Here is a 24,804-nt window from a genome sequence, read left to right on the forward strand (position 1 = left end):
AGGTACGCCCGGAACGGGCAGGAACGCCCGAAACGGGCAGGTACGCCCGGAACGGGCAGGTACGCCCGGAACGGGCAGGTACGCCCGGAACCGGCAGGTACGCCCGGAGCGGGGGCAGGGTCAGGAACGCAGGGCGGCGACGACCGCCGACGGGTTGCGGACGCTGACGAGCCAGTAGGGCGTCGGGTCCGCCGGGTCCTCCACCTCGACCTTGACCACCCCGCGGACGTAGCCGCGGAAGAGCGTCCAGGCGCGCGCGTCGAGCGCCGGCCCGCGCTGTGTGGTGGCCTCGGCGCCCTCGTAGCCCTCGACCGCACCGACGAGCGCGCGCGGCAGGTGTGCGCGCCCGGCGCGGAACTCGGTCTCGGTGACCTCGATCGTCGGGGCGAGGACCCAGAGCAGCACGAGCACGCCGAGGTACATGCCGATCGCCACGAGGATGCCCGCGAGCACGCTGATCGGCAGGAACACGAGGAGGCTGGCGGGGATGACGAGCGCCGTCGCCAGGTAGAGGACGGGCGGAGCCCACAGTCGTTCGCGGTACAGGGTCACGACACCATTCGACCACGACTGACACCAGGTCACGGAACGGTCACGGTCTGCACTACCCTCGACACGTGACCGAACCAGTCGACGTGCTCTGGACCGGGGAGAACGCTCCCGGATACGCCCATCCCGGTGACGCCGGCGCGGACCTCGTCTCGACCGAGGCGTTCGTCCTGCAGCCCGGCGAACGCCGGCTCGTGGGCACGGGCCTCCGCATCGCGCTTCCGGACGGCTACGCCGCCTTCGTCGTGCCGCGCAGCGGTCTCGCCGCGAAGCACGGCATCACGATCGTGAACGCGCCGGGCACCGTCGACGCCGGGTACCGCGGCGAGGTCAAGGTCGCGCTGCTCAACACCGACCAGGCCGCCGCGCACGAGGTGCACGTCGGCGACCGCATCGCCCAGATGATCGTCATGCCGGTGCCGCGCGTGTCGTTCACCCGCGTCGACGAGCTGCCCGACAGCGTCCGCGGCCAGGGTGGGTTCGGTTCGTCGGGCTACGGTGACCGGAGCGGTGCCGTCAGCGGCACCGCCGACGATGTTCAGGAAGGAACGCGCGCATGAAGTTCGGCCGACGCAAGCGTGACGAGGTCGAGGTGGCGGACGCCGTCGCCGACGAGGTCGAGGTGGCCGACACGACGCCGGAGGTCGACATCGCGACCGACGCCGACGCCGACCTCGACGAGGTCGACGCGGTCGCCCCGACCGACAAGTCCGCCCCCGACGACCGTGCCGAGAGCGGCCCGCACGACGAGACCGAGGCGAACCTGGTCCGTCCGTACGTCGACCTGGGCGGCGTGAAGGTCCTGCCGCGTGAGGGGCTCCACCTCCGGCTCGAGGTCGAGGAGGGCTCGCAGCGCGTCGTCGCGGTCGGGCTCGACTACGACGAGTCCACACTGCAGGTGCAGCCGTTCGCCGCACCCCGGTCCACGGGCCTGTGGCACGAGATCCGCGGGCAGATCGCGGACCAGATCGAGCGCCAGGGCGGCGTCGTGACCGAGGTCGACGGTCCGTTCGGCCCCGAGCTCCGTGCCCAGGTCCCGGTCGTCTCCGACGGCACGGGCGTCACCGACGGGGCCCGCCCCGCGCGGTTCATCGGCGTCGACGGCCCGCGCTGGTTCCTGCGTGGCGTGATCGCCGGCAAGGCCGCCGAGCAGCCCGACGACGCGGCCGAGATCGAGGACCTGTTCCGCAGCGTCGTCGTGGTCCGCGGGACCACGCCGATGCCGCCGCGCGACCTCATCCCGCTGCACATGCCGAAGTCGACGCAGTCGGCGATCTGACCGCAGTCGGCGATCTGACCCAGGAGGCACGGTGCCGGACCACGACGACACCACCCGTCCCGACGCGGACGCGCCCGACGCGCTGCCCTCGTTCAGTGAGCAGATGCGCGCCGCCGTCGCGAACACGGGACTCGGCAAGGTCGCTCCCGGCGAGGCGCCGTCCGGGCACGCCCTCGTCGCGGCGATCGGTGGCGTCCGGGGGCTCGTCGAGTCCGTGCTGCCGGGCCTGGCGTTCCTCGTCGTGTACGCGATCACGAAGCAGGTCGTCCCGAGCGTCCTGATCCCGGTCGCGATCGGCGTCGTGTTCGTGGTGCTCCGACTGCTGCAGCGCCAGTCCCTCGTGATGAGCCTCGCGGGGATCCTCGGCGTCGCGATCTCGGCGGGCCTCGCGCTCATCACCGGCCGGGCCGAGAGCAACTTCATCCCCGGCATCGTCATCAACGCGGCGTGGCTCGTCGGGCTGCTCGTCTCGCTGGCGATCCGGCAGCCGCTCATCGGCGTGGTCGTCGGGTTCCTGCTGCCCCCGAACGAGGACGGCAGCCACCAGGACTGGCGCCGCGACCCCGCGAAGCGCCGGGTGCTCACGGTGGCCACCTGGCTCTGGGTCGGGCTCTTCGCGATCCGGCTCCTCATCGAGGTGCCGCTCTACCTGACCGCGCAGGTCGAACTGCTCGCCGGCATCAAGCTCATCACGGGCGTCCCGCTGTACGCCGCGCTGCTCTGGGTCACCTGGTTGCTCGTCCGGACGGTGTTCAAGCGTCAGGGCGACCCCGCCGCGGTGTAGAGTTGTCTCGACATCGAGACATTTCCCGCGGCCCTTCCCGGGCTGGCGGGTTTAGGTTTGCCTTGCTGGTGGGACGCCTCGCGCCCCGCTTGGATGGGGGCACACCGATCAACCAGGGAGGCGGCACAGTGGCTGCAGTCAACAGCTTCGGCTCGAAGGACACGCTGTCGGTTGGGGGTGTCGACTACGCGATCCACCGGATCGACACGGTGCCCGGGCACGAGAAGCTCCCGTACAGCCTGAAGGTGCTGCTCGAGAACCTCCTCCGCACCGAGGACGGCAAGAACGTCACCGAGGACCAGATCCGCGCGCTCGGGTCGTGGCAGCCCGACGCCGAGCCGGACACCGAGATCCAGTTCTCGCCGGCCCGCGTGGTGATGCAGGACTTCACGGGCGTCCCGTGCATCGTCGACCTCGCCACCATGCGCGAGGCGATGGCCGAGATCGGCGGGGACCCGAACAAGATCAACCCGCTGTCGCCGGCCGAGATGGTCATCGACCACTCCGTCATCGCCGACCTCTTCGGTCGCGAGGACGCGCTGCAGCGCAACACCGACCTCGAGTACGAGCGCAACGGGGAGCGCTACCAGTTCCTCCGCTGGGGCCAGACCGCGTTCGAGGACTTCAAGGTCGTCCCGCCGGGCACCGGCATCGTGCACCAGGTCAACATCGAGTACCTGGCGAAGGTCACCTACACGCGTGACTTCGACGGCGAGACCTACGCCTACCCGGACACCCTCGTCGGCACCGACTCGCACACCACCATGGTGAACGGCCTGGGCGTGCTCGGCTGGGGCGTCGGCGGCATCGAGGCCGAGGCGGCCATGCTCGGCCAGCCCGTGTCGATGCTCATCCCGAAGGTCGTCGGCTTCAAGCTGTCCGGATCGATCCCGGCCGGGGTCACCGCGACCGACGTGGTGCTCACCATCACGCAGGAGCTCCGCAAGCACGGCGTCGTCGGCAAGTTCGTCGAGTTCTACGGCGAGGGCGTCGGCGAGGTCCCGCTCGCGAACCGTGCCACCATCGGCAACATGTCGCCGGAGTTCGGCTCCACGGCCGCGATGTTCCCGGTCGACGGCGTCACGCTCGACTACCTGCGCCTGACCGGCCGCTCCGAGGACCAGATCGCCCTCGTCGAGGCGTACGCGAAGACCCAGGGCCTCTGGCACGACCCGTCGGTCGAGCCGAACTACTCCGAGTACATGGAGCTCGACCTGTCGACGGTCGTCCCGTCGATCTCCGGCCCGAAGCGTCCGCAGGACCGCATCGAGCTGTCGAAGGCGAAGACGCAGTTCGAGGTCGACCTCGGCAACTACACGTCGCCGAGCGAGCAGACCGACCTCGACGACGCGGTCGAGGAGACCTTCCCCGCCTCCGACCCGATCGCCGCGGGGTCGACCAACGAGGACACGAACCTGCACGAGCACGTGCACGTCTCGAGCGCCCCGTCGACGGCGTCGCAGCCGACGAAGGTCGCCATGGACGGTGCCGACCCGTTCACGATCGACCACGGTGCGGTCGCGATCGCCGCGATCACCTCGTGCACGAACACCTCGAACCCGTCGGTCATGATGGCCGCCGGCATCCTCGCCCGGAACGCCGCGAAGAAGGGCCTCACCGCGAAGCCCTGGGTCAAGACCACCCTCGCGCCGGGGTCGAAGGTCGTCACCGACTACTACGAGAAGGCCGGTCTCACGACCTACCTCGAGCAGCTCGGCTTCTACACGGTCGGCTACGGCTGCACCACCTGCATCGGCAACTCGGGCCCCCTGCCGGAGGAGATCTCGCAGGCCGTGCAGGACAACGACCTCGCCGTCACCGCGGTGCTCTCCGGCAACCGCAACTTCGAGGGGCGCATCAACCCCGACGTGAAGATGAACTACCTGGCGTCCCCGCCGCTGGTCATCGCGTACGCCCTCGCCGGGTCGATGCACTTCGACTTCGACAAGGACGCCCTCGGGCAGGACCAGGACGGCAAGGACGTCTTCCTGCAGGACATCTGGCCCGACGCGGTCGAGGTGCAGCAGGTCATCGACGCGTCGATCGACACCGAGATGTTCACCCACGAGTACGGCTCCGTGTTCGAGGGCGACGACCGCTGGAAGAACCTGCCGACCCCGACCGGCGACACGTTCGAGTGGGACACCGAGTCGACCTACGTGCGGAAGCCCCCGTACTTCGAGGGCATGACCATGCAGCCCGATGCGGTGTCGGACATCTCCGGCGCGCGGGTGCTCGCGAAGCTCGGTGACTCGGTCACGACCGACCACATCTCGCCGGCCGGCTCGATCAAGGCCGACAGCCCGGCGGGCAAGTACCTCGCCGAGCACGGCGTCGACCGCAAGGACTTCAACTCCTACGGCTCGCGTCGCGGCAACCACGAGGTCATGATCCGCGGCACGTTCGCGAACATCCGCCTCCGCAACCAGCTCCTCGACGGCGTGGAGGGCGGGTACACCCGCGACTTCACGACGCCGGACGGTGCGCAGTCGTTCATCTACGACGCCTCGCAGCACTACCAGGAGCAGGGCATCCCGCTCGTCATCTTCGGCGGCAAGGAGTACGGCTCCGGTTCGTCCCGCGACTGGGCGGCGAAGGGCACGAACCTGCTCGGCGTCCGCGCGGTCATCACCGAGAGCTTCGAGCGCATCCACCGCTCGAACCTCATCGGCATGGGCGTCGTCCCGCTGCAGTTCCCGGCCGGCGAGTCCGTCGAGTCCCTCGGGCTCGACGGCACCGAGGTCGTCTCGATCTCCGGCCTGACCGAGCTGAACGAGGGCCGCACGCCCAAGACGGTGCACGTCACGGCTGCGCCGAGCGAGCACTCGCCCGCCGGCAAGGAGACGATCGAGTTCGACGCGGTCGTCCGCATCGACACCCCCGGTGAGGCGGACTACTACCGCAACGGCGGCATCCTGCAGTACGTGCTCCGCTCGCTCGTCTGACGCGACACGGATACGGCCTGGAGGCGCGGTGCCAGCTGGCACCGCGCCTCCAGTCCGTTCCGTCCCCACGCGCATAGAGTGGGCCGACAGCCCCACGAAAGGAGCGCCCGTGACCCTGCTCTCGAGCATCACGTCGCCGCGCGACCTGAAGCGTCTCTCCGACGCGCAGATGACGGACCTCGCCGCCGAGATCCGACGCTTCCTCGTCGCCGAGGTCGCGAAGACCGGTGGCCACCTCGGCCCGAACCTCGGTGTCGTCGAACTCACGCTCGCCATGCACCGCGTGTTCGACTCGCCGCACGACCCGTTCGTGTTCGACACCGGCCACCAGTCCTACGTGCACAAGCTCGTCACCGGGCGGCAGGACTTCTCGCGGCTGCGCGAGCGGGGCGGCCTCGCCGGGTACCCGCAGCGGCGCGAGTCGGAGCACGACATCGTGGAGTCCTCGCACGCGTCGTCGTCGCTGTCCTGGGCGGACGGCATCTCCCGTGCCTTCGTGCAGACCGGCCAGGCCGACCGGACCGTGGTCGCGGTCGTCGGCGACGGTGCGCTCACCGGCGGGATGACGTGGGAGGCCCTCAACAACATCTCCGACGGCAACGACCGTCGGCTCGTCATCGTCGTCAACGACAACGGGCGCTCCTACGCGCCGACCATCGGCGGCATGGCACGGTTCCTCAGCTCCGTCCGGACGCGTCGCGAGTACCGGGCCCTGTTCGAGAAGTCGCAGGCCGCCGCCGCACGGTTCGGGGCACCGGGTCGGGCGCTCTACCGCGGGATGCGCGGCGGGCTGCACGGGTTCCTCTCGCGGTTCACGAACAACGAGGCGCTCTACTCGAACCTCGACATCAAGTACATCGGCCCGGTGAACGGGCACGACCAGCGTGCGATGGAAGCCGCCCTCCGGCAGGCGAAGGAGTACGGCGCACCGACGATCGTGCACGCGATCACCGAGAAGGGCTACGGGTTCGAGCCGGCCCTGCGCGACCAGGCCGACCAGTTCCACGCGGTTGGGCACATCGACCCGGAGACGGGGGAGTCACTCGACGTCTCGTCGGGGCCCTCGTGGACGTCGGTGTTCGCGTCGACCCTGGCCGAGGTCGGCGCGTCGGACGAGAAGATCGTGGCGATCACCGCGGCGATGCTGCGCCCCACCGGGCTGCACCTCTTCCAGGAGCAGCACCCCTCGCGGGTGATCGACGTCGGCATCGCCGAGCAGCACGCCGTGACGACCGCGGCCGGACTCGCGTTCGGTGGCCTGCACCCCGTCGTCGCGCTGTACGCCACGTTCCTCAACCGGGCGTTCGACCAGGTGCTCATGGACGTCGCGCTGCACCGCGCCGGGGTGACCTTCGTCCTCGACCGTGCGGGCATCACGGGGCCGGACGGCCCCTCGCACCACGGCATGTGGGACCTCGCGCTGCTGCAGGTGGTACCCGGCATCCGGATCGCCGCGCCCCGGGACGCCGCGACCCTGCGCGAGGAGTTCCGCGAGGCCGTCGCCGTCGACGACGCTCCCACCGTGCTCCGCTGGTCGAAGGGGCAGGTCGGGCCGGACATCCCCGCGATCCGCCGGTTGGACGACGGGGTGGACCTGCTGCGGTCGCCGTCGTCCGACCAGGAACCCGACGTGCTGTTCGTCGCGGTCGGGTCGATGGTGCCGGTGGCGCTCGACGCCGCGGCGCTGCTCGAGTCCCAGGGCATCGGGGTCACGGTCGTCGACCCGCGGTGGGTGGTACCGATCCCGGCGTCGCTCATCGACCTCTCGCGCGAGCACCGGCTCGTGATCACGATCGAGGACGGGGTGCGGGTCGGCGGGGTCGGCACGCGCCTGCGCCAGGACCTCCGGGCCGCGGGGGTCGACACCGGGGTGAACGAGCTCGGGGTGCCCGACGAGTTCATCGACCACGCGTCGCGGTCGCAGATCCTCGAGGACGTGGGACTCACGGCGCAGGCGATCGCGCGCGACGTCATCGACCAGGTCGTCGGGACGAAGCTGCCGCAGGCGAAGCCGGCGCGCTCGGAGTCGCGCTCCCGGGAGTCCGCCGACCGCTGAGCGGCGCCGGCAGTGCGGGCGCGCGATGCACGGCGCGGCGGGTGGAACCACGAATGCGACATCGAACCGGGCGGATCGACGAGTTCGATGTCGGATCCGTGGTTCGATCCGATGCACGGCGGCCCGGCGGGGTCAGCGCGCGGGCGGCCCGGCGGCCGCGGCCACGAGCTCGCGCAGGATCGCGCGGGCCATCGGCGTCACCCAGAGGACCTGGCCGTAGGACAGGCCGTCGCGACCCTCGCGGATGATCTCCACGCGCGAGGACGACGGTCCCTCGCGCGAGAACGTCATGACGATGTTCTCGGCGCGGAGCGCGAACGAGGTCCGGCGGCCGATGACGGCCCCGTTCGGGCGGACCTCCATCGCCGCGGCGCCCGGGACGGCGTGCACGGCGCGGTCGAGGAGTTCCGGGACCTCGGCGAGCGGCACGGGCAAGACGACGCTGGGGTGCCCGGACGTCCGCGGTGCCCACCACTCCTGTCCCATGCCTGCACGCTACGCCGGGTGGAACCACGAAACCGACGTCGAACCGGGCGCTCGGCCTGGTTCGACGTCGGTTCGGTGGTTCGACACCGGGCTCAGCGCGACGCGGGCCCGACGATCAGCGGCTCGTGGAAGGCGCCACCGAAGACCCGCTCGGACGCGCCGGAGCGGTCGAGGTACGGGCTGATCCCACCGGCCTGGAACGGGTAGCCCGCGCCGAGGATGAGCCCGAGGTCGATCTCCTCGACGTGCTGGACGACCTCGTCCTCGAGCATGCGGTGCAGCTCGTCGGCGAGGGCGTCCTCGAAGCGCCGCTGCATCTCGGCCGCGTCCACCGGGTGGGCGTCCCGCTTCGACGGTGCGACGAGCTTCACGGCCGCTGGGTCGTACCCGGTCGCGGTGCCCTTCTTGTCGCGGGTGAGGATGTGCCCGAACTCCGCGATCTTCTTCAGCCCGTCACCGGGGTAGAAGCGCTCCGGCCAGGCGGCGTGGTGCGAGTCGAGCACGTGCGCACCGACCGGCAGCCCGACGAGTTCGAGCAGCTCGAACGGCGACATCGGCAGGCCGAGCGGCGCGGCACCCTGGGCGACGACCTCGAACGGGGTGCCCTCCTCGACACCGCGCATCGCCTCGCCGAGGACCCGGGCGAGCACCCGGTTCACGACGAAGCCGGGCTGGTCGGCCGTGATGATCGCGGTCTTCTTGAGGGTCTTCGCGACCGCGAGGGCCGTGGCCAGCGTCTCGTCGGACGTGGCCTCGGTGCGGACGACCTCGAGCAGCGGCATCACGGCCACCGGGTTGAAGAAGTGGAAGCCGACCAGCCGGGACGGGTCGGACAGCACGGAGCCCATCTCGGAGACCGAGAGCGAGGACGTGTTCGTCGCGAGGATCGCGTCGGGCGAGACGACCTGCTCGATCTTCCGGACGACCTCCTGCTTGACGCCCATCTCCTCGAAGACGGCCTCGATGACCCAGTCGGCGTCGGCGAAGGCGTCGTACGAGACCGACCCGGACACGAGTGCCTTGATGCGGTTCGCGTCGTCGGGGGAGACCCGGCCCTTGTCGAGCAGCGTGTCGACCTCGCCCCGGATCCGGGCCACGCCGGCGTCGACGCGCGCCTGGTCGACGTCGGTGATCACGACGGGGACGCCGAGGCGACGGGCGAACAGCAGCGCGAACTGCGACGCCATGAGTCCGGCGCCGAGGACACCGACCTTCGTGACGGGGCGCGGCGAGACGTCCGTCGGGGCGCCCACTGGCTTCTTCGCGCGCTTCTGCACGAGGTCGAACGCGTACATCGACGCGGCGAACTGGTCGCCGGAGATGAGGTCGGCGAGGGCGTCGTCCTCGTCGGCGAACCGGTCGTCGAGCGATCCGGACTTCGCCGCGGCCACGAGGTCGAGGGCGCGGAACGGTGACTTCGGCACGGTGCCGATCTTCGACGCGACCTGCGACCGGGCGACCTTGACGACGGTGCCCCACGCGGCCTTCTCGATCATGCCCGGCTCGTTCTTCCGCACGACCTTCGTGCGACCGGACACGACGCCGTCGGCCCACGCGACCGCGGACGGCAGGAACGTGACCGAGGGGATGAGCGCGTCGCCGATGCCGAGTTCGACCGCGGCCGGCCCGTCCATCAGGCGGTTGTTCTTGAGCGGGTTCTCGACGATGACGCGGAGCGCCTTCTCGGGCCCGATCAGGCGGGGGAGCAGGGTCGCACCGCCCCAGCCCGGGATGATGCCGAGGAAGACCTCGGGCAGCCCGATGCCCTGCGCGGCCGAGGAGAACACGCGGTAGGTGCAGTGCAGCCCGATCTCGAGACCGCCGCCGAGCGCGATCCCGTTGATGAACGCGAACGACGGCACGCCGAGGTCCGAGAGCTTCCGGAGCGTGGCGTGCCCGAGGGCCGCGAGGTCGTGGGCGACTTCGCGCGACGGCACCGAGGCCGCCTGGGACAGGTCGGCGCCGGCGGCGAAGCAGTACTCCTTGCCGGTGATCGCCACGGCCTGGACCGTGCCGGCCGACGCCTCGGTGCGGAGCGTGTCGAGCACCCCGGACAGCTCGTACAGGGTGCGCGGCCCGAGCGTCGACGGGCGCTTGTAGTCCTTGCCGTTGTCGAGCGTGATGAGCGCGAGCGTGCCGCCGGACGGCAGCGGGACGTGCTTCAGGTACGAGTGCGTGACGACCTCGTCCTCGCTGAGTGCCAGGAGTCGGTCGTTGTCGACGATGGTCATGCTCAGGCCGCCTTCCGTGCCGCGGACTTGCTGAAGTTCGGGTTCTCCCAGATCACGGTGCCGCCCTGTCCGAGGCCGATGCACATCGTCGTGATGCCGTACCGGACGTCGGGTCGTTCGGCGAACTGGGCCGCCAGCTGGGTCATCAGGCGGACGCCGCTCGACGCGAGCGGGTGTCCGACGGCGATCGCGCCGCCCCACGCGTTCACGTTCGTCGAGTCCTGGGCGATGCCGTAGTTGTCGAGGAACGCGAGCACCTGGACCGCGAAGGCCTCGTTGATCTCGAACAGCCCGATGTCGTCGATGGACAGGCCGGCCTTCGACAGGGCCTTGTCGGTCGCGGGGACCGGGCCGATGCCCATCACCTCGGGGTCGACTCCGGCGAACGCGAAGGAGACCATGCGCATCTTGGTGGGCAGGCCGTGCTGCTTCGCCGCGTCGGCCGACGCGATGAGGCTCATCGTGGCGCCGTCGTTGAGGCCCGCCGCGTTGCCCGCGGTGACCCGTCCGTGCGGCCGGAACGGCGTCTTCAGGGCGGCGAGGGCCTCGAGCGTGGTGCCGGGGCGGGGCGGCTCGTCGCTCGAGACGATGTCCCAGCCCGCACCGGTGTTCACCTCGACGGGGACGAGGTCCGGCTGCAGCTTGCCCGCGGCCCAGGCAGCGGCGTAGCGCTGCTGGGACTGGACGGCGAAGGCGTCCGTGCGGTCCTTGGTGATCGCCGGGAAGCGGTCGTGCAGGCGCTCGGCGGTCTTGCCCATCACGAGGGCGTCGCCGTTGACCATGCGTTCCGCGACGAAGCGCGGGTTCGGGTCGGAGTTGAACCCCATCGGGTGGCGTCCCATGTGCTCGACACCGCCGGCGATGGCGACGTCCGCAGCGCCGAACGCGATGGCGCCGGCGAGCGTCGTGACGCTCGTCATGGCACCGGCGCACATGCGGTCGATCGCGTACCCGGGGACGGTCTTCGGGAGCCCCGCGAGCATCCCCACGGTCCGGCCCAGGGTGAGTCCCTGGTCGCCCTGCTGCGTGGTGGCGGCCACGGCGACGTCGTCCACCGCGGCCCCGTCCAGCGAGGCGTTCCGGTCGAGGAGTCCGCGCATCGCGTGCACCGCGAGGTCGTCGGCGCGGGTCTTCCAGAACACCCCCTTCTCCCCGGCTCGTCCGAACGGTGTCCGAACTCCGTCGACGAAGACGACGTCTGCTGCCTTTGGCAATCTGGGCCTCCAGATCCTCGTTGATCAGGCCGGGCGCGTCCCGCCCCGCCCGGCCGGGTCCGACCCGGCGTGCACCTGCGACGCTATGCCCCGAGCCTGGGCGGACGCATGCCCGTTGGGCCGTTCCTACGACTCGGTGTTGCTCTCAGCAGCAGGCTCCTGTGCAGCAGCGACAAAGGCGTGCGCGATGATGGACGCCGTCTCCTCGACCTGCCAGGGGCGCGCGTCGTGCGCGGCGAGCACGGCACCGACCGTCTCGGTGGCGATCGGGGCGGGCGGCTCCCACGACACGGTGCGCAGGGTGTCCGGCGTGAGGAGGTTCTCGACGGGCAGGTCGAGCTCCTCGGCGCGCTGCACCACCGCGGCACGGGCGGCCTTGTAGCGGCGGTCGGCGGCCGGGTTGCGGTCGGCCCAGGCGCGGGGCGGCGGCAGTGTGGCCTCGCCGGTGCCGCGGAGCCTCGGGAGGTCCTCGGTCGTCCGGCCGTCCTCGACGGCGGCCCACCACCGGTCGAGCTCCGAGCGGGACGCGCGACCCGTGAAGGCCTTGACCCCGCTCAGTTCGCCCTTCGAGGCCGGGTTCGCTGCGGCGGCGGCCACGATCGCGGAGTCCGGGATGGTGCGCCCGGGGGCGATGTCGGTCTCGCGGGCGTAGGCGTCTCGTGCCGTCCACAGGGCCCGGGCGATCGCGAGGGCCCTGGTACCGCGCAGGGCGTGCATGCCGGACAGGCGGCGCCACGGCTCGGCCTTCGGCGGTTTCGGCGCGCGCGTCAGGACGGCGGCGAACTCCTCCTCGGCGATGCGGGACTTGCCGGCCTCCTCGAGCGTCGCCGCGAGGGCGTCCCGGAGGTCGGGGAGCAGCTCGACGTCGAGGGCCGCGTAGACGAGCCACGACTGCGGCAGCGGCCGGGTCGACCAGTCGGCGGCCGAGTGGGCCTTCGCGAGCGTGATGCCGAGCAGCTGCTCCACGACGGCGCCGAGGCCGACCCGCGGGAACCCGGCGATGCGGGCGCCGAGCTCGGTGTCGAAGATCCGGGTCGGGACGAGACCGACCTCCTGCAGGCAGGGGAGGTCCTGCGAGGCGGCGTGGAAGAGCCACTCCTCGTCGACGATGGCGTCCTGGAGCTCGGAGAAGTCGCCGATCGGGATCGGGTCGAACAGGAACGCGCCGGCACCGCGGCGGAACACCTGGATGAGGTACGCCCGCTGGGAGTACCGGTAGCCGCTCGCGCGTTCGGCGTCGACCGCGACGGGACCGTGTCCCGCGGCGATGGCGGCCACCGCGTCGAGGTACTCCTCGCGCGTCGCGATCACGTGGACCGCGTCGTGCGACGCCTCGAACGCCGGGGACGCAGCGCCCGCCGACGACGCGGCCGGCGACGCAGCGGCCGGGGACGACGCGGCCGGCGACGACGCGGCCGGGGACGACGCGCCCGCCGACGACGCGGCCGGGGACGACGCGCCCGCCGACGACGCGGCCGGGGACGCAGCGGTCGGTGACACCGGACCGCCCGGGGATGCAGGGTCAGTCACGTGCGAGCCTCCTCGGGGCCAACAGGGTCACGCCGTCCGACGCCGGGGGCAGACCGGCGAGCATCGCCACGATCTCCTCCCAGGCCTCGACGTGCGCGGTGAGGTCGTCCCCGCGCGGGGTCCACGAGGCACGCAGCTCGAGCTGCGCCCCGTCGCCCTGCGCCGCGAGGTCGCCGTAGCCGCGGGAGATGATCTTGGTCGCCGTGCCCGACGCGTGGTCGTAGGTCGCACCGTGCGCGGCGAGTGCGTCCACCAGCCAGCTCCACGTCACGTCGGCGACGAACTCGTCGACGCCGATCTCGGGTTCGAGCGGTGCCTGGGCGAACGTCACGATCCGGAACGCACCGCCCCAGCCCTCCGGCTCGTCGGGGTCGTGGAGCGCGATGAACCGGCCGGTGCCGAGGTCGGAGTCGATGCCGTGCGTCGCACCCGAGACGTCCGCCGCGAGGGCGATCGAGAAGGGCGCGATGCGCGACGGCGAGGGGATCTCGGTGACGGTCGTCTCGGCACGCGCGCCGCCGGACGCCACGAACGCACGGAGCCGGGCGAAGGCGTCGGGCTCTCGGGTTTCGGACACGAATGCAGACTAGGCTCCGGACCATGTCCCGATCAGCGCGACCCGCCGAGGACGTCGTCCAGGGGGCCGCTCGGTCGGCCGGTCTCGTCGCCGTGGGTGCGGGGATCGCGGCGGCCGTCGTCGGCACCGCGGTGGTCGGCGGGTTCGTCGCCGGCATCGCCCGCATGGTCGTCACGCCGGACCGCAAGCGCACCGAGCGCGTCCCGATCCACGCCGTGGACACCGTCAGCCGGACCGTGACGCTCGAGCGCACCGCCGACACCGAACTGCAGGGCCGCTACAGCCTCTGGTTCGGCGGCGGCACGGGGCACATGCGCATCGGCGAGGTCCTCGGCACGACAAACACGACCGTCACCCGCCGCATCATCGCGATCGACGCCGGTGACCCCACGGCCGCCCGTCGGGGGCGCTGGGGCGGCTGGTTCTACCTGACGCCCGGCGAGCTCGACGTCCCGGTCGAGGACGTCGACGTCCCGACCCCGAACGGTCCCGCGCCGGCCTGGGTGATCCGCGCCGACGACCCCGACGCGCCCTGGGCCGTCCTCGTGCACGGCCGTGGCGTGACCCGCGCCGAGACGATCCGCGCCGTGCCGGTCTTCCGGGCGGCGGGGTACTCCGTGGTGCTGGCGAGCTGGCGGAACGACGGCGTCGCCCCCCGCAGCGTCGACGGCCGGTACGGACTCGGCAGCACCGAGTGGGAGGACATCGACGCGGTCCTCCGCTGGCTGTCCGGCCGCGGCGCGACGAGCGTGGTCCTGATGGGCTGGTCGATGGGCGGCGCGGTCGTGCTGCAGACGCTCGTGCGGTCGGCGTTCGCGGACCTCGTCGACGGCGTCGTGCTCGAGTCGCCGGTCGTCGACTGGCACGCGGTGCTCAAGGCGCAGAGCCAGCTGCTCCGCCTGCCGCGGCCGGTCCGGAAGGTCGCCGAGCGGCTCCTCCGCACGCCGGTCCTGCACCGCCTGACGGGCCTCGCGCAGCCGGTCGACCTGCGGCAGCTCGACATGGTCGCGCGTGCGGACGAACTGCACGTCCCGATCCTGCTCATGCACAGCGACGACGACGGGTTCGTGCCGTCGTCCGCGTCGCACGCCCTCGCCGAGGCGCGTCCGGACATCGTGCGGCTCGAGGTCCAGACCACCGCCCGGCACACGAAGCTCTGGAACCACGACGCCGACTGGTTCGACGCCCGGATCCTCGCGTGGCTGACCGAGGTGGTCCAGCGCGACGGCGCGGCCAGCGCGCGGTAGACGCATCCACGGACGGACGGGAGGCACGGTGCCAGCTGGCACCGCGCCTCCCGTCCGACCACGGCCGGGTCTAGGAGACCGCGGCCTGGGCCCGCACCTGCCGCTGCACCCGGCCGAGCATCCCGACCATGCCGCGGATCCGCAGCGGGCTGACCGCCTCGCTCAGCCCGATCGTCAGCGGGTAGTCCGCCGGCACGGCGAGCACCTGCTCCGCCGTCAGCCCGGACAGCCCCTGCGCGAGGATCGAGGCGAAGCCGCGCGTGGTCGGTGCCTCGCGCGGGGCGGTGGCGTGCATCCGGACGATGCCGGGCGCGTCGCCGTCCTCGCCCACGGTGACCGTGATGAAGACGGGGGACTGGCACTCCTCGACGCGTTCGAGCTCGTCCTCGTGCCCCCGCAGGCGCTCGGGCAGCGCCGGGAGTTCGTTCGAGAACTCGAGGAGCAGCTGCAGGCGGTCCTGCTGGGAGAGTTCGAGGAAGTCGTCGCGGATCTCGGCGAGGGACTGGGGGAGTGCGTCGGTCATCGGTCGGCGATGGTACCCGGTTCGGTGCCGACGGCGATCGGGACGCGGACGGCGCTGCCCCACTCGGTCCACGAGCCGTCGTAGTTGCGGACGTTCTCGTAGCCGAGCAGGTGCTGCAGGACGAACCAGGTGTGGCTCGAGCGCTCACCGATCCGGCAGTAGGCGATGACCTCGTCGGCGTCGCCGATGCCGGCGCCGTCGCGGTAGATCGCGTCGAGCTCGTCGCGGCTCTTGAAGGTGCCGTCCGGCGCGGCGGCGGTGGCCCACGGGATGTTCACGGCGGTGGGGACGTGCCCGGCGCGGAGCGCGCCCTCTTCCGGGTAGTCCGGCGCCGTGGTGCGCTCGCCCGAGTACTCCGGCGCGCTGCGGACGTCGATCAGCGGCTTGCCGAGGTGGGCGAGCACGTCGTCCTTGTAGGCGCGGATCTCGGTGTCTACGCGGTCGACGACGGGGTACTCGGCCGGCGTCACGACGGTCTGGTCGGTCGTGAGCGCACGGTCCTCGGCGATCCACTTCGCCCGGCCGCCGTCGAGCAGGCGCACGTCCTCGTGGCCGAACAGCGAGAAGACCCAGAGCGCGTACGCGGCCCACCAGTTGTTCTTGTCGCCGTAGACCACGACGGTGGTCTCGCGGCCGATGCCCTTGCTGCCGAGCAGGCGGGCGAACGCCTCGCCGTCGATGTAGTCGCGGAGCACCGGGTCGTTGAGGTCGGTGTGCCAGTCGATCTTCACCGCACCGGGGACGTGCCCGGTCTCGTAGAGCAGGACGTCCTCGTCGGACTCGACCACGACCAGGTCGGGGGTGCCGGCGTCCAGCTGTTCCTGCAGCCACTCGGTGGAGACGAGCCGCTCCGGGTGGGCGTAGGCGGTGAACTTCTCGGACGGGTCGACCGGTGCGGTCATGGTGGGGTCCCTCCTGGGGGCTGGCGACGGATCGAGCGAGGCGACACCGGACTAGGATCGGTCGTCGGTGCCTGCTGGCAACGGTACGCGGACGTGCCGTTCGCCTCCTGCAACGTGACACCGCACGACATGCTTCCCGGAAGGCCACTCCTTGCCCGAACACCTCGTCGACCGCGACCCGCAGGTGACCCCGCAGCAGATGGCTGCGGCGCTCGTCCCGCCGCCCCAGTTCCGGGACGCGTCGTTCGCCTCGTACCGGCCGGACGCGGACTACCCGTCGCAGGCGTCGGTCCGGGACGCGGTGGAGGCGTTCGTGACGGCCGGCGGCGGCGGGGCAGCCCCGCGACGGGGACTGTTCGGGCGGCGTCGGGGGCCGTCGTCGGACACGACCGCGAAGTCCGGCGTCTACCTCGACGGCGGGTTCGGCGTCGGGAAGACCCACCTGCTCGCCGCGGCCTACCACGCCGCCACCGGCCGGAAGACGTTCGGCACCTTCATCGAGTACACCGCGCTCGTCGGCGCCCTCGGGTTCCAGGGGACCGTCGACCTGCTCCGGGGCACGGCACTGGTGTGCATCGACGAGTTCGAGCTCGACGACCCCGGTGACACGATGGTGATGACGCGGCTCATCAAGGAGCTGAGCGAGACCGGCACCCGCTTCGCCGCCACGTCGAACACGCCGCCGGGGGCCCTCGGCGAGGGACGCTTCGCGGCGCAGGACTTCCTGCGCGAGATCCAGGCGATGTCGGACCGGTTCGACACCATGCGCATCGACGGCCTCGACTTCCGCCGGCGCGCGGTGGACGAGTCGGCCGGGGTGGTCGCCGACGTCGCCGCCGCACTGCCGAGCGGGCACGTCACGCTCGACGACTTCCGTGCCGTGGTCGCGCACCTCGCATCGGTCCACCCGTCGAAGTACGTCGCGATGGTCGACGACCTCGACGCCGTCGGCCTCACCGACGTCCAGCCGTTCACCGACCAGACCGACGCGCTCCGCTGGGTCGCGCTCGTCGACCGGCTGTACGACGCGCAGGTCCGGATCGTCGCGTCCGGCACCCCGCTCGACCGGGTGTACCCGGACACCATGCTCGACGGCGGCTACCGCAAGAAGTACCTGCGGGCGGCGAGCCGCGTCGTGGCGCTCACCCGCGCCGTCGACTGACGCGCCTGCCGGGCGCGACGGGCCGCTGTCCCGCCGAACCGCGCCTCCCGACCCGGATGCGCGACGGCTGTCGGACACCGTCCGGACGGACCGGGGGAACTCGTGGCCCCCGTCCAGGGGACTGATCGGGGGACGAAACACGACGTTTACACGGGGGGCGATCGCGTTACTCCCACGAAACACTTCGTGCTCCAGCGTGAAACGTCGCCTCGCCAGACTCGGTGACACCCGACGCGGACCAAGAGCCGCTGGTGCAATCGAGAGGTGAACAATGCTTGATCAGGGCCAAACCGGCTTCCTGCTGATCATGGCGGCACTCGTGCTGTTCATGACACCGGGCCTGGCGTTCTTCTACGGCGGTCTGGTGAAGGCCAAGTCCGTCATCAGCATGATGATGATGTCCTTCGGGGCGATCGCCCTCGTGGCGGTGCTCTGGGTCCTGTACGGCTACGCGATCGCCTTCGCGAACACCGGTGACCACACGGCCGTCTCCGGCGTCGTCGGGTTCTTCAGCATCGACTGGAACCTGATCGGCCTCGGCCAGGCGTTCGAGCAGGCGCGGTCCAGCGCCGACGACGTCGCCTACCCGACGATGGCGTTCGTCGGCTTCCAGGCGACCTTCGCGATCATCACGGTCGCCCTCATCTCCGGTGCGATCGCCGACCGTGCCAAGTTCGGCGCGTGGATGGTCTTCGCCGGTGTCTGGGTCACGGTCGTCTACTTCCCGGTCGCCTCGTGGGTCTTCAACCTCACCTCGGGCTGGGCGCCGGTCTGGGGCGTCATCGACTTCGCCGGTGGCACCGCGGTGCACATCAACGCCGGTGCCGCGGGCCTCGCCCTGGCGCTCGTCCTCGGCAAGCGCGTCGGCTTCGCCAAGGGTGCGCACAAGCCGCACAACCCGCCCTTCGTCCTCCTCGGTGCCGCGATCCTGTGGTTCGGCTGGTTCGGCTTCAACGCCGGGTCCGAGGGTGCCGCCGACGGCATCGCCGCGATCGCCTGGGTCAACACCCTCGCCGCACCGGCCGCAGCGATCCTCGGCTGGCTGCTCGTCGAGAAGCTCAAGGACGGCAAGGCCACCTCGGTCGGTGCCGCATCGGGTGCCGTCACCGGTCTCGTCGCCATCACGCCGGCGTGCGCCGCGCTCACCCCGGGCTGGGGCATCCTGCTCGGCTTCCTCGCGGGCATCGTCTGCTGCTTCGCGATCGACTGGAAGTACCGTCTCGGCTTCGACGACTCGCTCGACGTGGTCGGCGTCCACCTGGTCGGCGGCATCTTCGGCACGCTGTACCTCGGCTTCTTCGCCAACGACACCGGTCTGATCTACTCGGGCTCGTTCGCGCAGCTCGGCAAGCAGGCCGCTGCCGCCGGTGCCGTCGGGGTCTACTCCTTCGTCCTCGCCTTCGTGATCGGCTGGATCATCGAGAAGACCATGGGCTTCCGCGTGAAGACCGAGGACGAGGTCGCCGGCATCGACACCGCGGTCCACGGCGAAGAGGGCTACGTCCTCTACGAGGAGCGCGACGAGACCCCGGTCTCCGTCCGGTAGCACCAGGCACACTCGCACGACGGGCCCCGCGCAGGCAGCAGCGCGGGGCCCGTCGTCGTGTGCGGGGGCTCGCGCGCGCGGGCGTGCGGGGTGTGCGGGGCGTGCGGGGCGCGACGGGCGCGGGGCGCGGGGGATGGGCGGGGGCGGATTCGGAACGACATGGTCGTTGTCGTACGACGTCGACGATGTCGTCGGGCCGCGTCCGCAACGGCTGGCGTGTGCAAGGAACGACAACCCCGATGTCGTACGACGTCGACGATGTCGTCAGAGCGCGTCCGCAACGGCTGGCATGTGCAACGAACGACAACCCCGATGCCGTACGACGTCGACGATGTCGCTTCGCGTCGACGCACGGCGGGGCAGTACCGCCCGCCCAGGCTCCGCGTCCGGCAGAGTGGGGGCATGACGACGACGTCGAACGTGCTGACCAACCTCCGCGCGGTCGGGGGCCCCGGGCTCCAGGACGGCCGCCGGCGCACGGTGTACCGGTCGAACACCGAGCCGGTCGCCCCCGAGGCCTACCCGACGGGCCTCGCCGCGGTGATCGACCTGCGCCGCGACGACGAGCGGGAGGCGGTCCCGCACCCGCTCGCCGCGACCTCCGTGTACCGGTCGGTGCCGCTCTTCGACCCGGCCTCGGCGATCGAGTCCGCCGCCGAGGCCGTCCAGCTCGAGGACCAGTACACCGACTGGCTCGACCGGCACCGGTCGGGCATCGCCGCCGCGCTCCGGACGATCGCCGCCACGGACGGCGACGTGCTCGTGTGCTGTGCCGCCGGCAAGGACCGCACGGGGATCGTGAGCGCGCTGCTCGCCCGGCACTGGGGCGCGGGGACGGACGTCGTCGGCGAGGACTACGCGGCCAGCGCTGCCGGCCTGGTCGACCGGTTCGCGGCGGAGCGTGCCGCGAGCACCGACCCCGAGGCGACGGCCATCGGCCACCGCTGCGTGCCCGAGATCATGACGACGGTGATCGCGCGCCTCGAGGAGCGCTGGGGCTCGGTGGACGGGTACCTCCGCGGCATCGGGCTGCGGGACGAGGAGATCGCCACGCTCTGACCGGTGGTTGCGCGCGCCACTCGGGTCCGGCTCTGGACGTGCGGATGACGGGAGGCGCGGTGCGGGTCGGACCCGCACCGCGCCTCCCGTCAGGGGTCGCGTCAGCGACGTGGTGGCGTCAGCGCGTCACCAGGCGTAGTCCTCCGGCGAGGTCTTGTGCCCCGGGAAGATCTCGTCGAGCCGATCGAGGGCACGCTGGTCGAGGCGGATGTCGACGGCGCGGACCGCGGACTCCCACTGCTCCATGGTGCGGGGGCCGGTGATCGGCGCGGTGACACCGGGCTGGTGCAGCAGCCACGCGAGGGCGAGCTCGCCAGGGGTGTGCCCGAGCTCCTTGGCGAAGGACTCGTAGGCGGTGAGCTGGTCGCGGTGGCCCTCGACGTACTCGGCACTGCGGCCGGAGAGTCGGCGGGAGCCGTTCTCGGTCTTCTCGATCACGCCGCCGAGCAGACCGCCCTGCAGCGGCGACCACGGGATGACGCCGAGGCCGTACTCGCGCGCCGACGGCAGGACCTCGCGCTCGATGTCGCGCACCACGAGGTTGTAGATCGACTGCTCGCTGACGAGTCCGAGGGTGTTCCGGCGCTGGGCGGCCTCCTGCGCCTGGGCGATGTGCCACCCGGCGAAGTTGGACGAGCCGACGTAGAGCACCTTGCCCTGCTGCACGGCGACGTCGATCGCCTGCCAGATCTCGTCCCACGGCGTCGCGCGGTCGACGTGGTGGAACTGGTACAGGTCGATGTGGTCCGTCTGGAGGCGCTGCAGGCTCGCGTCGAGGGCCTGGCGGATGTTGTACGCGCTGAGCTTCCCGCCGTTCGGCCAGTCGATCATGTCGCCGTAGACCTTCGTCGCGAGGACGGTCTTCTCGCGGCGGCCGCCGCCCTTGGCGAACCAGCGGCCGATGATCTCCTCGGTGGCGCCCTTGCCCACCGAGCCGCCGTAGCCGTTCGCGGTGTCGAAGAAGTTGACGCCGAGCTCGTGGGCCCGGTCCATGATGGCGTGCGAGTCGTCCTCGCTGGTCTCCGGGCCGAAGTTCATGGTCCCGAGCACCGCTCGTGAGACCGACAACCCTGTACGGCCGAGGTGTGTGTAGTCCATGTCCCCGGTCTACGCGATCGACGGCGGGTGTGGCAGGCCCTGGGAGTACCGGCCTTCCGGCGGTCCCGTGCATGCCGCGGCGGGCATGCGGCCGTCGGTCGGGGGAGTAGCGTGCCGATCGTGAACACCCCAGCACTCCGTGGCAGCCGGATCCTCGGGTTCGGCCACCACCAGCCATCGCGCATCCTGACCAACGACGAGCTCTCGACGATGGTCGACACGAACGACGAGTGGATCCGCACCCGGACCGGGATCGAGACCCGGCACATCGCGGGCCCCTCGGACACCGTGACGTCCATGGCGATCGAGGCGGCGCGGAACGCCCTCGCGGACGCCGGCGTCGACCCCGCACGGGTCGGACTCGTCATCGTCGCCTCCACCACCCACCGCGACCGGGCGCCGTACACGGCCGGTCGCGTCGCCGCGGCACTCGGCCTCTCGCCGGCCGTGGCGCCCATCGACATCAACACCGCGTGCAGCGGCTTCGAGTACGGCGTGGCGCTGGCCGACCAGGCGATCCGGGTCGGGTCGACCGACATCGCGGTCGTCGTCGGCTCCGAGGTGCTGTCCGGCATCGTCGACTGGACCGACCGCTCGACGTGCGTGCTCGTCGGCGACGGGGCCGGGGCGGCCGTGCTCGGCGTGTCCGACGAGGCGCAGATCGGTCCGGTCTCGTGGGGGAGCGTGCCGCACCTGCAGGAGGCGGTCCTGGTCTCCGGCGACCCCGAGCGCTTCACCCAGGAGGGTCGCTCGATCTACCGCTGGGCGATCACCGAGGCCGCCGACCACGCCCGGGCCGCGGTGGCCGCCGCGGGCCTGACGATGGACGACATCGGCGTGTTCGCGTTCCACCAGGCGAACCTGCGGATCATCGAGCCGCTCGTGCACGCCCTCGGCGGGGAGTCGAAGTTCGTCGTCCGGGACGTCGTCGAGTCCGGCAACACCTCGGCGGCGAGCGTGCCGCTCGGGCTGTCGAAGGCGTGGGCGCGGGGGGACCTCCCCGAGGGGGTGCCGGCGCTGCTGTTCGGGTTCGGCGGCGGGTTCGCGCACGCCGGGCAGGTCGTGACGACGCCGGTGCGCGGGCGCTGAGGCGGGGATGCGGCCGACGCGGGCGACGCGGGCGGACCGGTCGCTGCGGGACCGGTGACGAACGGGAGGCGCGGTGCCAGCCAGCACCGCGCCTCCCGTCAGCGGGTCTTGCGGTCAGGCGCGGGCGCGGGTCTGCGGTCGGTCGCTGGTGCGGTCGATCGCCGGTGCGGTCCGGCGGTCAGTCGCTGGCGCGGTCCGGGGTGTCGGCCCAGAGGTCCTCGCGGCCCTTTCGGCGGCCGATCGCCCGCCGCTCCTTCGAGGCCTTCGCCTGCTTGGGTTCCTTCGCCTGCTTGGGTTCCTTCGTCGGCTTCGGTTCCTTCGCCTGCTTGGGTTCCTTCGTCGGCTTCGGCTCGACGACGATGGGGAAGTGCGCGGGGGGCACACCGAACCCGGTCCGCGAGGCCTGGATCACCTTGCGTCCGAGCGCGTGGTTGCCGAGCCCGCCGACCGCCGCACCGATGCCGAACGGGAGCGCCCGCCCGACGATCGTGGTGCCCTGCCGTGCAGCGAACCGCTTGATGAACTGGTCGCGGACCTGCCCACCGATGCCGTTCACGACCTGCTTCGGGAGCGACGACGTCACCATCTCGCCCCAGAACGCCGTCCGCACCTGTCCACCGGCGATCTGTCCGGCGAGCTGGTTGATGAGCTGCGTCCCGGGTGCGCCGAGGATCATCGCCATCACGAGCATGCGTGCGCGTTCGGGGTCGTCGAGGGCGATCCCGTGTACCTCGGTCACGGACTGCGCGAAGAGCGCCGTGGTCTCGAGGAAGCCGACCGTCTCGACGCCGCTCAGCCCGAGTGCCGCCGCCATACCGACGCCGGGGATCACCGCACTCGCGCCGACGGCGGCGCCGCCCGTGGTCACCGCCGCGAGGTACTCCCGTTCGAGGATCTGGATGATCTCGGCAGGCGACGACCGGGGGTGCCGACGGCGCAGGGCACGCACGTGCGCCACCACGACGGGGCGCTGCACGCTGAGCACCCGGTCGAGCATCTTCACCCAGCCCGTGGGGGACTGCTGCTCGGGGGTGCGCGCGTTCGGGTCGTTGGGGGTGGAGGCCACAGGCGATGCCGGCAAGGGCACGATCGCCTGGTCCTTCTGCTCTCGGGCCATGGAGACGACGGTACGCCGGACGCATGGGAGGCTCGTCGGATGACCCCCGCACGACCACTGGACGACGCGCGCCTGGCTGCCGGCTTCCTGACGCCCGACGACGTCGCGGCCCTCGCGCCCGACGTGCTCGTCCTCGACCCCTCGTCGGTGCTCATCGGTCGGTCCGTCCGCATCGAACCGGGCGTGGTCCTGTACTCCGGCACGGTCCTCGAGGGTCGTGGCACCGGGACCGTGGTCGTGCGGTCCGGCGCCCGCCTCGGACCGGGCCCGGTGACCGTGGTCGCCGACGGCGCGGACGTCGAGATCGGTCCCGCGGAGCTCGGCCCCGGCTCGGTCACCGTCGTGGCGACCGACGCCGCCGACGCGGTCATCGAGCCGGGAGCCCGGTTGTCCGGCGGCTGTCTCGTCGAGGGACCGGCGACGATCGGCGCGGGCGCGCAGGTGATCGGCACGGTCTCGGTCCGTGACGTCGTGCTCGGCGGCGGCGCCGACCGGCACCACCCCGACCCGGACCGACGCGGCGCCGTGGTCAAGGGTGCCGGCAGGATCCATGGTGTCCGTCTGGGTGCGGGCGACGTGGTCGTCGGGCGGACCGAGGTCTCCGGGGTCGAACGCCAGCGGGCCCACCACCCGGACGCGCTCCGGCGCTGACACGTGCGGCCTGGACGTACGCGGCTCATCAGCACGGGATCCCCGCCCGCCGCAGCTTGGTCCGCACCCGCTCGGGATCCATCAGGTCCGCCCAGGTCAGCCGGACGACGGCGCGGACCTCGGGGAACGACCGCACGAAGTCCTCGCGCTGCTTCTCCTGCCAGTGGGCGTCGGCCGTGGTCCGCCCACCGAGCATCGTCGGGTCCTCGTACTTCCCCCGGCCGTCCACCTCGACGACCACACCGTGCCCGGGGAACCAGAAGTCGACGACCGCGGTGCGTTCCCCCGGGCGTCGGAAGGCGTGCTGCTGCACGGGGTCGGGCACGCCGAGCTGTCGGAAGCGGACCCGGCAGACGGACTCGGCGGGCGACCCGGACAGCGCGGATCCCATCCCGATCGCCACCGCTGCCTTGTCCTGGCCCCGCTCACCGCGCCCGGCGGCTTCATCGCGCAGCATCTCCGGGAGCACGACCCGGTCGTGCAGCGCGGCATCGATCATGGGAAGACTTTCGACGAGCGGGCGTGCGACCGCGATGTCGACGAGCGTCCGGACCATCGAGGTCGTGCCCGATCCTTCGAAGTCCACGGACGACGTCGGCGGGAGATCCCGCCACCGTGCGTCGGTCTGCGCTCGTCGTGGAGCGCCGTGGACGCGCGTGAGCGCAGTGGTCTCGCTCCGACATCGTCGTGGATCGGTGACCTCGATCTTGTCGGGGGGCGCGCCGACGAACGGAAGCCCGTGGACGGCCGCAGCGGATC

Annotated in this window: 22 protein-coding genes; 11 read left to right on the plus strand and 11 right to left on the minus strand. The window is 71.7% G+C overall.

The genetic code is table 11. From position 1 onward, the window contains the following. Positions 1 to 120: 120 nt before the first annotated feature. The gene (locus tag ACIQUC_RS01675; protein WP_022908066.1) at positions 121 to 552 is read right to left on the minus strand and encodes a DUF3093 domain-containing protein; all 432 of its coding nucleotides are present in this window, start codon (positions 550 to 552) and stop codon (positions 121 to 123) included. Positions 553 to 617: 65 nt separating this feature from the next. Here ACIQUC_RS01675 and dut point away from each other — a divergent pair, with 65 nt between their 5' ends. From dut to dxs, 5 genes are all read left to right on the plus strand, one after another. Next, a complete protein-coding gene (gene dut / locus ACIQUC_RS01680; RefSeq protein WP_022908065.1) occupies positions 618 to 1,109 on the plus strand; it encodes a dUTP diphosphatase in 492 nt (163 codons plus the stop codon). After that, positions 1,106 to 1,828 carry a DUF3710 domain-containing protein gene (locus ACIQUC_RS01685; RefSeq protein WP_022908064.1) on the plus strand — a complete coding sequence of 241 codons (723 nt, stop codon included), beginning with the start codon at positions 1,106 to 1,108 and terminating at the stop codon, positions 1,826 to 1,828. The genes dut and ACIQUC_RS01685 overlap by 4 nt, the downstream gene beginning before the upstream one ends. A 31-nt stretch (positions 1,829 to 1,859) precedes the next feature. Further along, positions 1,860 to 2,612: a DUF3159 domain-containing protein gene (locus tag ACIQUC_RS01690; RefSeq protein WP_402262516.1), complete on the plus strand. Its 753-nt coding sequence runs from the start codon at positions 1,860 to 1,862 to the stop codon at positions 2,610 to 2,612. Positions 2,613 to 2,740: 128 nt separating this feature from the next. After that, entirely contained in the window at positions 2,741 to 5,557 is a 2,817-nt protein-coding gene (gene acnA, locus ACIQUC_RS01695; RefSeq protein ID WP_402262519.1) for an aconitate hydratase AcnA, read from the plus strand. 109 nt (positions 5,558 to 5,666) lie between these two features. After that, positions 5,667 to 7,613 carry a 1-deoxy-D-xylulose-5-phosphate synthase gene (gene dxs, locus ACIQUC_RS01700; RefSeq protein ID WP_402262522.1) on the plus strand — a complete coding sequence of 649 codons (1,947 nt, stop codon included), beginning with the start codon at positions 5,667 to 5,669 and terminating at the stop codon, positions 7,611 to 7,613. 132 nt (positions 7,614 to 7,745) lie between these two features. Here the strand turns inward: dxs and ACIQUC_RS01705 are convergent, their stop codons facing one another. The 5 genes from ACIQUC_RS01705 to ACIQUC_RS01725 all read right to left on the minus strand — a co-directional run bounded on the left by ACIQUC_RS01705 (position 7,746) and on the right by ACIQUC_RS01725 (position 13,651). Then, positions 7,746 to 8,099, minus strand: coding sequence for a hypothetical protein (locus ACIQUC_RS01705; RefSeq protein WP_402262524.1), 354 nt, complete (start codon positions 8,097 to 8,099; stop codon positions 7,746 to 7,748). A 92-nt stretch (positions 8,100 to 8,191) separates the two neighbouring features. Further along, complete coding sequence (locus ACIQUC_RS01710) at positions 8,192 to 10,330, minus strand: 3-hydroxyacyl-CoA dehydrogenase NAD-binding domain-containing protein (RefSeq protein ID WP_402262527.1); 2,139 nt, start codon at positions 10,328 to 10,330, stop codon at positions 8,192 to 8,194. A gap of 2 nt (positions 10,331 to 10,332) precedes the next feature. Beyond that, a complete protein-coding gene (locus ACIQUC_RS01715; RefSeq protein WP_022908056.1) occupies positions 10,333 to 11,544 on the minus strand; it encodes a thiolase family protein in 1,212 nt (403 codons plus the stop codon). Positions 11,545 to 11,670: 126 nt separating this feature from the next. After that, positions 11,671 to 13,074 (minus strand): HRDC domain-containing protein, encoded by a 1,404-nt coding sequence (locus tag ACIQUC_RS01720; protein ID WP_402262529.1) that lies wholly within the window; start codon positions 13,072 to 13,074, stop codon positions 11,671 to 11,673. After that, the gene (locus ACIQUC_RS01725) at positions 13,067 to 13,651 is read right to left on the minus strand and encodes a DUF3000 domain-containing protein (RefSeq protein ID WP_022908053.1); all 585 of its coding nucleotides are present in this window, start codon (positions 13,649 to 13,651) and stop codon (positions 13,067 to 13,069) included. The genes ACIQUC_RS01720 and ACIQUC_RS01725 overlap by 8 nt, the downstream gene beginning before the upstream one ends. Positions 13,652 to 13,674: 23 nt before the next feature. Between ACIQUC_RS01725 and ACIQUC_RS01730 the strand changes: the two genes are divergently transcribed. Next, a complete protein-coding gene (locus tag ACIQUC_RS01730; RefSeq protein ID WP_402262531.1) occupies positions 13,675 to 14,898 on the plus strand; it encodes an alpha/beta hydrolase family protein in 1,224 nt (407 codons plus the stop codon). A 70-nt stretch (positions 14,899 to 14,968) separates the two neighbouring features. Here the strand turns inward: ACIQUC_RS01730 and ACIQUC_RS01735 are convergent, their stop codons facing one another. Next, positions 14,969 to 15,421, minus strand: a complete 453-nt coding sequence (locus ACIQUC_RS01735) for a SufE family protein (RefSeq protein WP_402262533.1) — start codon at positions 15,419 to 15,421, stop codon at positions 14,969 to 14,971. Further along, positions 15,418 to 16,323 (minus strand): sulfurtransferase, encoded by a 906-nt coding sequence (locus ACIQUC_RS01740; RefSeq protein WP_402262536.1) that lies wholly within the window; start codon positions 16,321 to 16,323, stop codon positions 15,418 to 15,420. Before ACIQUC_RS01740 ends, ACIQUC_RS01735 begins: the two co-directional genes overlap by 4 nt. Positions 16,324 to 16,522: 199 nt before the next feature. Between ACIQUC_RS01740 and zapE the strand changes: the two genes are divergently transcribed. The 3 genes from zapE to ACIQUC_RS01755 all read left to right on the plus strand — a co-directional run bounded on the left by zapE (position 16,523) and on the right by ACIQUC_RS01755 (position 20,090). Then, a complete protein-coding gene (zapE, locus tag ACIQUC_RS01745; RefSeq protein WP_402263794.1) occupies positions 16,523 to 17,485 on the plus strand; it encodes a cell division protein ZapE in 963 nt (320 codons plus the stop codon). Between the two features lie 271 nt (positions 17,486 to 17,756). Continuing rightward, on the plus strand, positions 17,757 to 19,031 hold the full coding sequence (locus ACIQUC_RS01750; protein WP_022908048.1) for an ammonium transporter: 1,275 nt from the start codon (positions 17,757 to 17,759) through the stop codon (positions 19,029 to 19,031). Between the two features lie 402 nt (positions 19,032 to 19,433). Next, positions 19,434 to 20,090 carry a tyrosine-protein phosphatase gene (locus ACIQUC_RS01755; RefSeq protein ID WP_402262539.1) on the plus strand — a complete coding sequence of 219 codons (657 nt, stop codon included), beginning with the start codon at positions 19,434 to 19,436 and terminating at the stop codon, positions 20,088 to 20,090. A gap of 126 nt (positions 20,091 to 20,216) precedes the next feature. Here the strand turns inward: ACIQUC_RS01755 and ACIQUC_RS01760 are convergent, their stop codons facing one another. Beyond that, on the minus strand, positions 20,217 to 21,188 hold the full coding sequence (locus ACIQUC_RS01760; RefSeq protein WP_402262542.1) for an aldo/keto reductase: 972 nt from the start codon (positions 21,186 to 21,188) through the stop codon (positions 20,217 to 20,219). 120 nt (positions 21,189 to 21,308) lie between these two features. Between ACIQUC_RS01760 and ACIQUC_RS01765 the strand changes: the two genes are divergently transcribed. Continuing rightward, the gene (locus ACIQUC_RS01765) at positions 21,309 to 22,277 is read left to right on the plus strand and encodes a beta-ketoacyl-ACP synthase 3 (protein WP_031263032.1); all 969 of its coding nucleotides are present in this window, start codon (positions 21,309 to 21,311) and stop codon (positions 22,275 to 22,277) included. A 178-nt stretch (positions 22,278 to 22,455) separates the two neighbouring features. On the opposite strand, the gene ACIQUC_RS01770 is transcribed toward ACIQUC_RS01765, so the two are convergent. Next, positions 22,456 to 23,394 carry a hypothetical protein gene (locus ACIQUC_RS01770; RefSeq protein WP_402262545.1) on the minus strand — a complete coding sequence of 313 codons (939 nt, stop codon included), beginning with the start codon at positions 23,392 to 23,394 and terminating at the stop codon, positions 22,456 to 22,458. Between the two features lie 39 nt (positions 23,395 to 23,433). Here ACIQUC_RS01770 and ACIQUC_RS01775 point away from each other — a divergent pair, with 39 nt between their 5' ends. After that, positions 23,434 to 24,045 carry a hypothetical protein gene (locus ACIQUC_RS01775; RefSeq protein ID WP_402262548.1) on the plus strand — a complete coding sequence of 204 codons (612 nt, stop codon included), beginning with the start codon at positions 23,434 to 23,436 and terminating at the stop codon, positions 24,043 to 24,045. Between the two features lie 28 nt (positions 24,046 to 24,073). Here the strand turns inward: ACIQUC_RS01775 and ACIQUC_RS01780 are convergent, their stop codons facing one another. Beyond that, a complete protein-coding gene (locus ACIQUC_RS01780) occupies positions 24,074 to 24,631 on the minus strand; it encodes a hypothetical protein (RefSeq protein ID WP_402262550.1) in 558 nt (185 codons plus the stop codon). Between the last annotated feature and the right edge of the window lie 173 nt (positions 24,632 to 24,804).

It is taken from the genome of Curtobacterium sp. NPDC098951 (assembly GCF_044759965.1).
GTDB lineage: Bacteria > Actinomycetota > Actinomycetes > Actinomycetales > Microbacteriaceae > Curtobacterium.

Coding starts and splice junctions, on each gene's coding strand:
- ACIQUC_RS01685 (WP_022908064.1), top strand. CDS start 1,106: ATGAAGTTCGGCCGACGCAAGCGTGACGAGGTCGAGGTGGCGGACGCC.
- ACIQUC_RS01730 (WP_402262531.1), top strand. CDS start 13,675: ATGTCCCGATCAGCGCGACCCGCCGAGGACGTCGTCCAGGGGGCCGCT.
- zapE (WP_402263794.1), top strand. CDS start 16,523: ATGGCTGCGGCGCTCGTCCCGCCGCCCCAGTTCCGGGACGCGTCGTTC.
- ACIQUC_RS01775 (WP_402262548.1), top strand. CDS start 23,434: ATGACCCCCGCACGACCACTGGACGACGCGCGCCTGGCTGCCGGCTTC.
- ACIQUC_RS01770 (WP_402262545.1), bottom strand. CDS start 23,394: ATGGCCCGAGAGCAGAAGGACCAGGCGATCGTGCCCTTGCCGGCATCG.
- ACIQUC_RS01735 (WP_402262533.1), bottom strand. CDS start 15,421: ATGACCGACGCACTCCCCCAGTCCCTCGCCGAGATCCGCGACGACTTC.
- ACIQUC_RS01750 (WP_022908048.1), top strand. CDS start 17,757: ATGCTTGATCAGGGCCAAACCGGCTTCCTGCTGATCATGGCGGCACTC.
- ACIQUC_RS01760 (WP_402262542.1), bottom strand. CDS start 21,188: ATGGACTACACACACCTCGGCCGTACAGGGTTGTCGGTCTCACGAGCG.
- ACIQUC_RS01710 (WP_402262527.1), bottom strand. CDS start 10,330: ATGACCATCGTCGACAACGACCGACTCCTGGCACTCAGCGAGGACGAG.
- ACIQUC_RS01755 (WP_402262539.1), top strand. CDS start 19,434: ATGACGACGACGTCGAACGTGCTGACCAACCTCCGCGCGGTCGGGGGC.
- ACIQUC_RS01740 (WP_402262536.1), bottom strand. CDS start 16,323: ATGACCGCACCGGTCGACCCGTCCGAGAAGTTCACCGCCTACGCCCAC.
- ACIQUC_RS01705 (WP_402262524.1), bottom strand. CDS start 8,099: ATGGGACAGGAGTGGTGGGCACCGCGGACGTCCGGGCACCCCAGCGTC.